This window comes from Caloramator fervidus (assembly GCF_900108045.1).
GTDB lineage: Bacteria > Bacillota > Clostridia > Clostridiales > Caloramatoraceae > Caloramator > Caloramator fervidus.
The window spans coordinates 1-11,956 of the sequence record NZ_FNUK01000035.1 but is presented as its reverse complement, the minus strand read 5'-3'; the positions used below and the strand labels follow the sequence as shown (position 1 = coordinate 11,956).

Below are 11,956 nucleotides of genomic sequence, written 5' to 3'. Positions count from 1 at the left end.
TATATTGAATTAAAACTATTTTAATTAATACAACAGGATCTATGCTTGGTCTCCCATTATTTAAGCAATACATGTCCTTTACAAGATCATATATGAAATCAAAATTGATAGCTTTTTCTATTTTTCTAACTAAATGATCTTCTGGAACCAATTGGTCAACAGAGATAAATTCAACTTGTTCTCTACGAATTTTATCTTTGTTGATTGTTAGCATACTTATCCTCCTTTATTACTTCGTATATTATTATATTTCGACATAAAAAAAGAGAATCCTTTTTTTGTGATGGATTCTCTTTTTAAAATTATACTTTGTCAACAATCTGAAGGCACCTTTAGGTGCCTAATTTAATTCTAGTTTATTTAATTCTTCAAAAGTATTATCATCAATTGCTTTAATTAAACCATCTGATATGGTATATAAAGTTCCATTAATATACAACACTCTATTTATAAACTTATTAGGATGAGTTACTACTCCTTTTAAAACCATTCTATTATCTTCTATGCTATAAACATATATACCCTGATAAACCAATTCATTTTGATTTTTATATAATGCAATAGGCAAGGCAATTAATTTATCCTTTTTAAAAACTAAATTAGGCAAAACTTTTAAATAATGTTCATTATCTCCAATTATTTGTAGATATCCTTTAGAATCTTCAACATTATTAGCATTAATTAAAGATACTTTTATATCATTATTCAAATTAAAACATATAAACTGATTTTCATCTATTGGATATACATCAGGACTAAAATCGGCTTTTAAATATCCATCCACCTTAATATCATTTGGATTAGAAATATCAACAACTAAAGGTGCTTTATCTTTAAAAACAATAAAAACTTTATTTTTTATAAATTTTATTAATGATAAATCCTTTGATTGTAATAAATCTATTTTTGATTTTATTTGCATATTTTCATCTAATATATAAATAGCTTTATCTGTTGCAATTCTAAAACAGCCGTCATATTCATCCATTGAAACATATAAAGGATTGCCTAAAACTGCTTCACTACCTATATAGTAAAGGCCATTTGACATTTTGAATTTATAAATATTTGTATTACCTTCATTACTTACTACAAAATAAATGCTATCTGAAGATATATATATATTAGGATTCCCTAAAAAAGCCTTTATATCTAATTTTTCTTGATTTAAAACATTAAAGGAAGCCACAAGGACAACATTAGGTTCAACATGACCTTGAAAATACTTTATATCTTTAAAGTCTATCTCTCCAGCTATTCCTTTTTTATATGTGCTATCGCTAAACTTAGGTTTTATATCTAAGTTCGTTGAATAATCATAAATATACTTATTTGTTATTATATAAAACCTAGAATCAACCATTTTTAATGCTGAATAATCACTATCTATTTCTATGGTTCTTTTTAGTTTAATATTTATTTTATCAGCTATATCATAAATAAAGACCTTAGTCATAGGCCTAGATAAAATTATAGGTTTTAGTTTAGTACCTTTATTTATCTTTACATGCCTTTTCCCAACAACAATTAGATTATCCTTATAAACATAGATATCCTTTGGATAAAAAGATGTAGCATCATAATTTAAAACTTCAACTACATCCATTTTATTTAAAGGATATGCTCTTACTATAAATACACTTGCGTTTTTTATATAATAAATATATTCTCCATCGGTTTTAGCTACATCTGCTACATCATCCTTATTTAATTTAATTTCAGATTGATACTTGACTTCAGGAAAAGCTACCTTGTTGAAAGGCTTTACCTTTTTAGAGGAATCTAATACTTTCTTTAAATCCTCATAACTTTCTAACGAAGGTAAAACATTTTTTTCAAGATTTTTAGCGTAAACTAAAAAAGGCATAATTAAAATTAAAAAACTAAGAATAAAAACCTTAAATTTAGGGAGTTTCATATAACTCACCTCTTTTTGTCTTTTAACAAATTAGACCTTCGTTTCTTAAATTTTGTTCCAAAAATTTAATCCAAAAGTTTATTATAAACACTTTGCCACATCAAAGGTATGCTAAGACCATTATTTTCAAATTCCTTTATTATATCCTCATTAAATTTTTCAATGGAAATATCTTTATGTTTTGAAAACATTAAAATAAGAAACTCATTAAATTTTTCCACCTCTTCCTCTTGTCCATATAACCTATATTTAGGCTCTACGTAAAAGTAAAAATAAACCAAGAATGTAAGAAGTATGTTGTAAATATTTCCGTAATTTTCTTTATATAATTTAAAAATTAGCTCTAAATAAAACTTATAAAACTCCATCTCATCGTAAGGATTATAAAAATAATAAATAGCCTTATGATCTTCAACTCCCTTTACAAGCCTTATTAAATTAGGTAAAGTCCATAACATAAAATTCTTATAAAATTCTCCTTCTATATTTATTCTTCCAAAATTAGAAACTAAATCCTTTATGTTTAAATTTAAATCTTTATTTTCTTCAATAAAAAACCCAAAATCAATAAGGGAGATAATATCGGATTTTGTTTGTATATTTCTTATTTTTTTTATAATCTTTATCCACCTTACAATATCCTTAACATCATTAAGGTTTTTAAACTCAAAGTTTTGTTCAAATAAGTTAATTACAATCTTTAGGCAATCATCTGAAAGAATCATTTTTTCATTTATTATCTTTTTTATAATTCTTACCGTCTCATCAAAAATATTTTCTTTATCTAAAGTAAGCAAATAATCCTTTAATGCCTTATCAAAATATTCTTTATTAAAATCATTATATTTTTCAAAAACTGTTTGAGTATAAAAATTGAAAAACGCCACCTTATCCTCAGCTCTTTCAAGCCTTAACTTAAATTCCTGATATAAAACCTCTAAATTCTTATTCTTTACATGCCTTCTTATCTCAAAAGCTAAAAGTTCATCTTTTTGATCTATTATTGACATAAAAATACTCATAAGGCCCATAAATTGCAACTCGCTTTTTACATTATCATAACAAATCATAAATATATTAGCAAAAAAATCCGGATTATCCGATATAAAGGTTAATAAATTCTTAATATAATCAAAATCATCTATTATATTACATATAACCTTTTCTAATAAATCTTTAAATCCTTCAGCCTTTAAAGCTTGTGAAAAAGTATAATCAAGCCATAAAAAGGATTTTAATGTAATATATAAATAAAAATAGTAAACCTTAAGGGATACCTCCTTATTTAATACAGCATTTATAAATTCTAATCTTTCCTTTTTTATGTTTGACTTTATAAAATAAAGCCCCTTTTCTTCTACAACATCAAATAAATAATCAATTTTATCAATCAAAAACTTTAAATCTATGTCCTTTTGAATCATTTCATCTAATAAAAACCTTATCAATTCCTGACTTCTCGATATCAAAAAAGGATTATTAGAATCAAATATTTTAACTAAAAATCTTAATGTAACATCAAAATCTAAAATATCAAGTTTTGAAATTATAACTTCAAAATTCTTCTCTAAAACCTTAAAAACTTCAGCTATATTTTGTATTGATAAATTTTTAACACAAAAATCAGCTACTCTAACAAAGTTTTCCCTATCCACTTCTATACCCATACTAATTAACTTATATATCCAATATAAAATATCTATATTACCGTCAATTTTATCTATTCCAAACTGCTGCAAAAAACTATGAAAGTCCAAGATATAATCAAAATTTAATGTGTATGCTATCTCTACTAAATTCGTAAAATCATATATCTTGTCTACATAAAATCCATTTTTAATATCATAAACATTAGGGACTTGAAAATTTTCTACAAATCTAATATTTACATCTAAAGGGAAATTTTCATCAGTTGTAAAAAATATATCCTTTGCAAATTCTACTGGGAAAGCACAATAAAGGTATGGAAGTAAAACTTTAAAATCATCAAAAATTATGTTAACAAACTCACCATCTATTAATTTTGATATTAAGCCATAAATTTCTTTACGATAAGATATATGCTTTAAAGTTTCAAAATTAAATTTTTTTAAATCTACATAGGCAAAATCCGAATAATTTATCTGACAATCCAAAAGATTAAAGGGATAAAAATTTATATAATCAAACAATAAACATTCTACAACATAGTCGCTGTTGTTTCCTTTTTGTGAAAATGCTTTTGCAAAACAATATTTTTCATTTAATTTAAAATAATAAACATATTCAAGGGGACTTTTAACATCTCTTTTAAATATTTTTTTAATCTCACCTATATATTTTTCAGCACCTTTAGAATATTTTACAGCTTCAAATGTTTTAAAAATAAATTTTTTATTGTATTTTAAAATAACATATTCTGCCCTCATCACTCTCCCCCTTAATAAAAAAAGCTGCTGAAAATCAGCAGCTTTTTTTATGTAATTATTCTTGAACTGGAGCTCCTACTGGGCAAACATTAGCGCAGTTGCCACAGTCAATGCAAGCTGAAGCATCAATAACATAGATTGAATCTCCTTGGCTTATGCATGAAACAGGGCATTCAGCTGCGCATGCTCCACAGTTTATGCAAGCATCTGTAATCTTGTATGCCATACTTTCACCCCCTATCTTTTCAAGTATATTTTATCATAAATAAATTAAATGTCAAACATTCCTATTTCTCATCTAATAGCTTATTTAAACCTTCATCATTCATGTTTTCAATTTCCTGTTTTATTTCTTCCTCTGTAATTTCTTTAAATTCATATTCTCCTTCAACTAATTCAACATCATATATAGAATAATTCTTTATCTCTACCTCATTTTCCTTCTGCATCTTAACCTTGACTCTTTCATGTATTATGCTGTTTTCTATAACCTCTCCTTCTCCATCTGGTGTTTTAACTATAGAGCCTATAGTTGGCATCTTCTTTTTTATTTCAGCATATGTTTCCTGTTCATAATTTAAACAACACATAAGTCTTCCGCATACTCCTGAAATTTTTGCAGGATTTAATGAGAGATTTTGCTCCTTTGCCATCTTTATAGATACAGGTTCAAATTCTCCTAGAAAATGAGCACAACACATTATTCTTCCGCAAGGACCTAAACCTCCAACCATCTTAGCCTGATCCCTAACCCCTATCTGCCTAAGCTCTATTCTAGTTCTAAAAATTGCTGCAAGGTCCTTTACAAGCTCCCTAAAATCAACCCTTCCTTCTGCAACAAAATAAAATATCACTTTATTATTATCAAAAGTATATTCAACATCTATAAGTTTCATAGGAAGCCCATGTTCAGCAATCTTTTTAAGACATATATCAAAGGCTACCTCTTCCTTTGCTTTATTTTCTAAATGTTTCATCTTATCTTCATCTGTTGCTACTCTAAGAACTTTCTTTAAAGGGGCTACAATCTCCTCTTCTTTGACTTCTCTTTTTCCTATAACAATTTCTCCATATTCAAGCCCCCTTGCAGTTTCAACGATAACAAAATCTCCTACTTTTATGTCTAAATCTCCTGGTTCAAAATAATATATCTTACCAGCCCTTTTAAATCTTACTCCAACAACTGTTACCATACTAAACCTCCTGTATGTTTAAAAGCATTGCTTCGATTGAAAGCTGAAAATTGATGTTATACTCTAAATTTTGTTTTGTTTTCTTTATTATATTTATTATACCATTTAATTTGTTATATGAAAGTATTTTGCTTTCCTCTATAATGTCTTCAAAATAATCTTCGTTTATAATCATATCTTTGTTATAAGTAAGTTTATATATTAATATATCCCTATACCAAATTATCATTTGTTCTAAAATATCCTCTATACTTTCTTTGTTTTCATTAAAAAATTTAACCAAATCTAGAATTTCTAGTCCTTCTATTTTATGGATTTTTTTAGCAATATCTATAACCTGTTGCCTTAATTTTATATAATCCTCATCTAAAAATTTTTTACAAGAACCAACTATACCATCTGAAAGCTTCGCAAAAATCTTTGCTTTTATGCTATCAACGCCTTTTTTAATTAAATATTTTTCTATTTCTAAAGCATCTGCTCTATTTAAGGTAAAAATCTGACATCTTGAAATAATAGTTTCCAAGATAGTATTAAAATTATTAGCTGTTAAAATTATTATTGTATTTTTAACCGGTTCCTCAAGGGTTTTTAAAAATTTGTTTTGAGCTTGAATAGTTGCATTTTCAAAATTTTCTATTATAACTACTTTTTTATCTCCTTCATAGGGTTTTATTTGTATTTTTTCAATTATCTCTTCTATATCTTCAACTCCTATTGATTTTTCGTCTTTAGATAAAATTATAACATCAGGATGATTACCATGCTTTATTTTTACACAGGCCCTACATTTTCCACAAGCTAAGTTATTCTCACAAAGAATTTTAGCTGCCATGTAAAGGGCAAAATTTTTCTTACCAATTCCTTTAGGACCTTTTAATATATATGAATTTACAACCTTCCCTTCATCATACATTCTATTAAAAATTTCTTTTAACTTATCTTGACCAATTACTTCAAACAAAACTATCACTCCTAAAATTTTTCAAACTTATCAACATCTATAACAAAAACCGTTGCACCGCCAATTGTAACCTCCATAGGATTTGAAACAAAAACTCCGCTAGTTCCCATAACTGGAGATGGGGCTGAAATAACAGTTTTTCTTGTTTTACATACATTCTTTATTATATCTAAAACTTCCTCTACCTTATCCTTTTCAACTCCAATAATTAAAGTAGTATTCCCTGATTTTAAAAATCCTCCTGTTGTTGCAAGTTTAGTAACCTGAAATCCTTTTTCCGTCAAACTATCTATAACGTCATAGGAATCTTCATCATGAACTATAGCAATAACAAGCTTCATAAAAACACTCCCTTATAATATTTTTTTAACAGCTTTATAAATATCTTCATGTATTTCCTCTATCGTCCTTAAGCTTTGCTCTTTAAAACACTTTATCCTAACCCAGCCATATTTTTCAGCACAATATAGAGCATTTTCATAAGAATTTAATATATATTCCATATTTTCCTCGTGTATATCTTTTTTATTGCTTCCTGACATTTTATTTGGTCTATCTTTTATTAATTCTAAACTTATACTAGGTGGAACATCAAGGAAAATTACAAGGTCAGGTTTAGGAAGCCTAAGTTTATTATACTCAAAATCATAAAGCCAATTTAAAAAACTTTCCTTTTCTTTTATATCTTTTATCTTTGCAGCTTGATGAACCATATTAGAAGTAGTATATCTGTCGGCTATTATTATGCCACCTTGATTATAAAATTTTTCCCATTCCATCTTAAAACTTGCAAATCTATCCACTGCAAAAAAGCATGAGGCAGCAAAGGCATTGACATCCTCAGGATTTTTCCCAAAATCACCATTTAAATACATTTTTATAAGCGCACTTGACTCACTTTTATAGTTTGGAAACTCTATCTTCTTTACGTTCTTTCCTTCTTCTTCTAGCCTTTTAAATAACCTATTACTTTGCGTTGCCTTACCACTTCCATCTGTTCCATCTATTATAATAAGCTTTCCCATATTCTAACCTCCATTTACTACAAAAATGTATTCTGCATTGCTGTCGCTAAGACCATTTAAAGTTATATTATTAGCCCTATAAATATCTAAAAGTTCTATTATTTCATCGGTTATTATTTCCCCAGGAATTAATATAGGAATACCCGGAGGATATGGAACTACCATTTCTGCACTTACAAGCCCTTTTGCCTCCCTAAGCTTTACCTTTTTCTTTGGAAGATAATAAGCCTCCCTTAAAGACAAAACTTTTTTATAACTTACAGAATAATTTTTATAATCAAACACTGTTTTAGGCATTTTATCCTTTAAATCCAAAAGTGCAAATTTTAATCTATCATAAAATTCTTTTTTATCCCCTACACTTCCTATAAGAACTATGTTAAAGATATCCGACATCTCAACTTGTATGTTATAATTTTTTCTTAAGATGCTATCTAAAACTTTTCCACCAAAACTTGTATTTATTACAATCCTAGTCTTGTCTAAATCATAGATAAAACTTTTCCCAATAAAATTTTCATCTAATATATTATAACTATCAAATCCTTTTATATCCTTTTTAAATTCATCTATATAGTATATTACTTCATCTAAAAGTTTTTCTCCTTCCCTCTCCATAATATTTATTGCAGCATCAACTGAAGCCATAAGAACGTAGGAAGGACTTGTGGATTGAAACATCCTAAGCATATATTTTATTCCTTCTACATCAACGCCTTTATTTACATTTAAAACAGCTGTTTGAGTTAAAGAGGGAAGCGTCTTGTGAAAACTATTTACAGAAACATCAGCACCAAGGCTTATAGCGCTTTTAGGAAGTTTATTATTAAAAGGAAAATGAGCTCCATGGGCTTCATCAACAAGAACAAGAATTCCATGTTTGTGGGCATGATTTATCAAACTTTCTAAATCAAAACAAGTTCCATAATAAGTAGGATATGTTAGAACCACAGCCTTTGCATCTTTGTTTTTTTCAATAACTTTAAAGGCTTCATCTAAGTCAATTGAAACAGGAATATTAAATCCATCTAAAACTTTAGGATTTATATATTCAACCTCTAAATCTCCCAAAAAAGCTGCAGAATATACTGAACGATGGCTATTTCTTTGAATTATTATCTTATCCTTAGGTTTTGTAACTCCTAAAATCATGCTGTAAATTCCTGCAGTGCTTCCATTTACTAAAATAAAGCTCTCTTCAGAACCTAAACATTTTGAAATTTTTTCTTGGGTCTCTTTTATTATTCCTTCAGGGGAATGAAGATTATCAAGACCATCTACTTCAGTAAGATCCATATCAAAAAGATATTTTTGAATAACCTTCAATTCCTCAAAATCTTTAGCGTTGTTTTTATGACCTGGCATATGAAAAGGTATATTTTTTTGTTTTATATAATCTAATATCCCGTTAATAAGTGGCGTATTCATATTAACCTCCTTTTATTATTTTCAATATATCACATTAGATTTAACTTGTGAACCATAAAGCATATATTTTTTATTAATGTAAATAATATTCCTGAGGTGATATTATGGCAAATATAGATAGAAACTTAGTAGTAGGCTATATAGAAAGTTTAAAAGAAGAGCTTGAAAATCTATCGGATAGCCTATACTATCTTAAAAAAGATGAAAATCATGAAAAAAATGCCTATGACATTTTGATTAATTTTTTATCAAGGCATCAATTTAAAATAGATAAAGTTCAAGAAGTTCCAAATTCGTTTATAGCAAATCTAGGAGAAGGAGATAAAAAAATAGGCTTTATATGTGAATTTGAAGCTTTAAAAAATGGCTATGTCAACGGCCACAATCTACAATGCGCTATGAATATAGGTGCGGCCCTAGGATTAAAAAGAATATTAGATAAATTAAATTGCAAAATATTAATATTTGGCCTTCCTAAGGAAGAAACATTACCTTTAAAAATATCCTTTGCAAACAGGCATTTATTCGATGACTTAAATTTAATAGTATGTGGACATCCTGGAGAAAAAACATATGAAGGCGTAACCTCCATGGCAATGAGCATGATTAGCTTTGAATTTTTTGGAAAACAGGCAGACTTTAACCTAAATCCCCATGAAGGCTTATCTTCATTAAACCCAATTATAAAATTTTTAGATATACTTCAAGATTTAAATAACAAATGCAATTCTCATCTTATTAATTACACAATAAACTGCGACAATCAAAATATATTCATAATTCCTGAAAAATCTCAATGCTGTGTAGCTATAAAAACTACCGAAATGGAATCCCTCGAAGTTATAAAGGATAAAATAATAGAAAGCGCAAGGTTTGTATGTAAGTTATTCTCCTGTGACTTTAACTATAATATCCTCCATGAATACATGCCAATTAAGAAAAATGTTGACTTAATAAAGATAACCTCCCATAACCTTAAAGAATGTGGCATAACAAACATTCACGGCCTTTTATCTACTGCTTTAAGTTTAGATATAGGCCATATAAGCCAAAAGGTTCCTACTGTCCATCCTTATATAGGAATCTGTGAAAACGGAGAAAAATATGGAACAGAAGAATTTAAAGAAGCTACTATAAAAAAATATGCAAAGAGCATGCTGGTAAAATCAGCCTGTGCCCTTGCATTAACTGCATATGATTATCTTAAATCATCTAATCTTCCATAATAAATTGCCTTTAATATTTTTTTCATATCCTCAAGCTCGACTTTAACTGGGTTAACCCTTGTTGAACCCTTCATGGAATTTTGAGACAATACCTCAAATTCCCTTAAAAAAACATCTTCATCCAAATCAGCATCCTTTAAAGATAAGGGGATGCCTATTTTTTTATTTAAGTTTACTATTTCTTCAATTATATCATTTCCTATTATTCTGCTTATTTGATCTAACCTTTGTTTAACCTCTCTATCCCTTGAGTTAAACAAAAGAACATAAGGAAGCGCAATTGCATTCAAAAGACCATGAGATAAGTCAAATCTTCCTCCTAGTGCATGGGATATACCATGGGCCATCCCAAGTCCCACATTTGAAAAGGCACATCCTGCCATCGTGCTGTATATGTGAACTTTTTCTCTATACTCATAATTTTCATATTCATAGGATAAAGGCAAATATTTAATTAAGCCCTTTATTGCGCCTTCTGCTAAAACCTCTGTAAACTCATCTATATTTTTATTTATATAACATTCAACTGCATGGGTTAAAGCATCCATTCCTGTCTCTGCAACTATATTTTTGGGCATTGAAAGGGTTAAAGCAGCATCTAAAACAGCAACATCAGGTATAAAGGCATCACACTTTAACCCTATTTTTAAATTCATATCATCATAAGTTAACACCGATGCCCTTGTAACCTCAGTTCCCGTTCCTGATGTTGATGGGATTGCAATAAGTCTTACCTTTTTTCTCATTTTAGGAAGGATCAAATTATCAGGATTCTTTATATCAAGTTCTGGATATTCATAAAATACCGCAGCAGCTTTAGCAACATCTATAGGAGAGCCTCCACCTATTCCTATTACTGTATCAGGTTGAAATTCCTTCATTTTTTCTATAGCATCCAATACTGTATTTATTGATGGGTTCTTTTTAACTTTGCAAAACAATTCATATTCAGCATCTACGTCTCTTAAAATATTCGTAAGTCTATCAATAGCGCCATTTTTAAACATCGAATTCCCACCCGTTACAATAAAGGCCCTTTTTATTTGCAGTCCTTTAATGTATTCTAGTGAATCTTTCCCAATTATTATGCTGTTTCCATGTAGTTTAATTTCCTTCATAGCCCGCCTAAAAGGCTTCACCTCCTAATTTTATTTAGTATTTATATGTATTGTCCATTATTAAAATATTTACATTTATTGTGTAATTTGTTAATATATTTTATAATATATTTAGGGGGGATATCAAATGAATTTAATCGATATTTTAGCTCTTTTAACAAACATAGGACTACCTATAATAATTTTAATTATAGCATTTTTATACATAACAAGCATACTAAAAAAACTAAAATCCATCGAAGAAAAACTTGATAGGGTAATTACTCAGTTTGAAAATCATAAAAAACAGTAAAATCTTAAACTTAAGTGCCAGGCACCGCAAATAAAAAAGCCTCAACCATTTCGGTTGAGGCTTTAAATTTACCCGGCAGTCACCTACTCTCCCAGGCCGTCTCCAGCCTAGTACCATCGGCGAAGGTAGGCTTAACCTTCGTGTTCGGAATGGGAACGGGTGTTTCCCTACCTCTATCACCACCGGATATATACAACTGCACAAGTAGATCAAGTCCTCGACCTATTAGTACCAGTCAGCTAAACGCCTTACGACGCTTACACCTCTGGCCTATCTACCTGGTAGTCTTCCAGGGGTCTTACCGCTCTCGCGTGGGAAATCTCATCTCGGGGTGGGCTTCGCGCTTAGATGCCTTCAGCGCTTATCCCGTCCGAACATGGCTAC

12 protein-coding genes and 2 rRNA genes are annotated in these 11,956 nt (G+C 28.9%); 2 read left to right on the top strand and 12 right to left on the bottom strand.

What is annotated here, in order from left to right:
* The 9 genes from C4R78_RS09070 to C4R78_RS09030 form a co-directional block, all read right to left on the bottom strand.
* Window positions 1-214 (bottom strand): transposase (locus C4R78_RS09070; protein ID WP_146057682.1); only part of this gene is annotated, 214 nt, incomplete at its 3' end.
* A 126-nt stretch (window positions 215-340) separates the two neighbouring features.
* Window positions 341-1,918 (bottom strand): beta-propeller domain-containing protein, encoded by a 1,578-nt coding sequence (locus C4R78_RS09065; protein ID WP_103896727.1) that lies wholly within the window; start codon window positions 1,916-1,918, stop codon window positions 341-343.
* Between the two features lie 65 nt (window positions 1,919-1,983).
* The gene (locus tag C4R78_RS09060) at window positions 1,984-4,326 is read right to left on the bottom strand and encodes a hypothetical protein (RefSeq protein WP_103896726.1); all 2,343 of its coding nucleotides are present in this window, start codon (window positions 4,324-4,326) and stop codon (window positions 1,984-1,986) included.
* 55 nt (window positions 4,327-4,381) lie between these two features.
* Window positions 4,382-4,552 (bottom strand): DUF362 domain-containing protein, encoded by a 171-nt coding sequence (locus tag C4R78_RS09055; RefSeq protein ID WP_103896725.1) that lies wholly within the window; start codon window positions 4,550-4,552, stop codon window positions 4,382-4,384.
* A gap of 61 nt (window positions 4,553-4,613) precedes the next feature.
* Complete coding sequence (locus C4R78_RS09050) at window positions 4,614-5,519, bottom strand: PSP1 domain-containing protein (protein WP_103896724.1); 906 nt, start codon at window positions 5,517-5,519, stop codon at window positions 4,614-4,616.
* A 1-nt stretch (window position 5,520) separates the two neighbouring features.
* Complete coding sequence (locus tag C4R78_RS09045; protein ID WP_103896723.1) at window positions 5,521-6,483, bottom strand: DNA polymerase III subunit; 963 nt, start codon at window positions 6,481-6,483, stop codon at window positions 5,521-5,523.
* Window positions 6,484-6,494: 11 nt separating this feature from the next.
* Complete coding sequence (locus tag C4R78_RS09040) at window positions 6,495-6,824, bottom strand: cyclic-di-AMP receptor (protein ID WP_103896722.1); 330 nt, start codon at window positions 6,822-6,824, stop codon at window positions 6,495-6,497.
* 12 nt (window positions 6,825-6,836) lie between these two features.
* Window positions 6,837-7,508: a dTMP kinase gene (locus C4R78_RS09035; RefSeq protein WP_103896721.1), complete on the bottom strand. Its 672-nt coding sequence runs from the start codon at window positions 7,506-7,508 to the stop codon at window positions 6,837-6,839.
* A gap of 3 nt (window positions 7,509-7,511) precedes the next feature.
* Complete coding sequence (locus C4R78_RS09030; protein WP_103896720.1) at window positions 7,512-8,936, bottom strand: aminotransferase class I/II-fold pyridoxal phosphate-dependent enzyme; 1,425 nt, start codon at window positions 8,934-8,936, stop codon at window positions 7,512-7,514.
* A gap of 104 nt (window positions 8,937-9,040) precedes the next feature.
* On the opposite strand from C4R78_RS09030, the gene C4R78_RS09025 reads away from it, so the two are divergent.
* On the top strand, window positions 9,041-10,162 hold the full coding sequence (locus tag C4R78_RS09025; protein ID WP_103896719.1) for a zinc-binding metallopeptidase family protein: 1,122 nt from the start codon (window positions 9,041-9,043) through the stop codon (window positions 10,160-10,162).
* Here C4R78_RS09025 and C4R78_RS09020 read toward each other — a convergent pair.
* Entirely contained in the window at window positions 10,135-11,280 is a 1,146-nt protein-coding gene (locus C4R78_RS09020) for an iron-containing alcohol dehydrogenase (RefSeq protein WP_103896718.1), read from the bottom strand. The two genes, C4R78_RS09025 and C4R78_RS09020, sit on opposite strands and share 28 nt — an antisense overlap.
* Window positions 11,281-11,407: 127 nt before the next feature.
* Between C4R78_RS09020 and C4R78_RS09420 the strand changes: the two genes are divergently transcribed.
* Entirely contained in the window at window positions 11,408-11,572 is a 165-nt protein-coding gene (locus tag C4R78_RS09420; protein WP_159945886.1) for a hypothetical protein, read from the top strand.
* A 70-nt stretch (window positions 11,573-11,642) separates the two neighbouring features.
* Here C4R78_RS09420 and rrf read toward each other — a convergent pair.
* Together rrf and C4R78_RS09010 are read right to left on the bottom strand one after the other, a co-directional pair.
* Window positions 11,643-11,759 (bottom strand): 5S ribosomal RNA (rrf, locus tag C4R78_RS09015).
* 18 nt (window positions 11,760-11,777) lie between these two features.
* Window positions 11,778-11,956, bottom strand: a 23S ribosomal RNA gene (locus C4R78_RS09010); the annotation flags it as partial.

What these genes read in the sequence shown, in the direction of transcription:
- C4R78_RS09065 (WP_103896727.1), bottom strand. Translation starts at nt 1,918, where the DNA reads ATGAAACTCCCTAAATTTAAGGTTTTTATTCTTAGTTTTTTAATTTTA.
- C4R78_RS09060 (WP_103896726.1), bottom strand. Translation starts at nt 4,326, where the DNA reads ATGAGGGCAGAATATGTTATTTTAAAATACAATAAAAAATTTATTTTT.
- C4R78_RS09055 (WP_103896725.1), bottom strand. Translation starts at nt 4,552, where the DNA reads ATGGCATACAAGATTACAGATGCTTGCATAAACTGTGGAGCATGCGCA.
- C4R78_RS09050 (WP_103896724.1), bottom strand. Translation starts at nt 5,519, where the DNA reads ATGGTAACAGTTGTTGGAGTAAGATTTAAAAGGGCTGGTAAGATATAT.
- C4R78_RS09040 (WP_103896722.1), bottom strand. Translation starts at nt 6,824, where the DNA reads ATGAAGCTTGTTATTGCTATAGTTCATGATGAAGATTCCTATGACGTT.
- C4R78_RS09035 (WP_103896721.1), bottom strand. Translation starts at nt 7,508, where the DNA reads ATGGGAAAGCTTATTATAATAGATGGAACAGATGGAAGTGGTAAGGCA.
- C4R78_RS09030 (WP_103896720.1), bottom strand. Translation starts at nt 8,936, where the DNA reads ATGAATACGCCACTTATTAACGGGATATTAGATTATATAAAACAAAAA.
- C4R78_RS09025 (WP_103896719.1), top strand. Translation starts at nt 9,041, where the DNA reads ATGGCAAATATAGATAGAAACTTAGTAGTAGGCTATATAGAAAGTTTA.
- C4R78_RS09020 (WP_103896718.1), bottom strand. Translation starts at nt 11,280, where the DNA reads ATGAAGGAAATTAAACTACATGGAAACAGCATAATAATTGGGAAAGAT.
- C4R78_RS09420 (WP_159945886.1), top strand. Translation starts at nt 11,408, where the DNA reads ATGAATTTAATCGATATTTTAGCTCTTTTAACAAACATAGGACTACCT.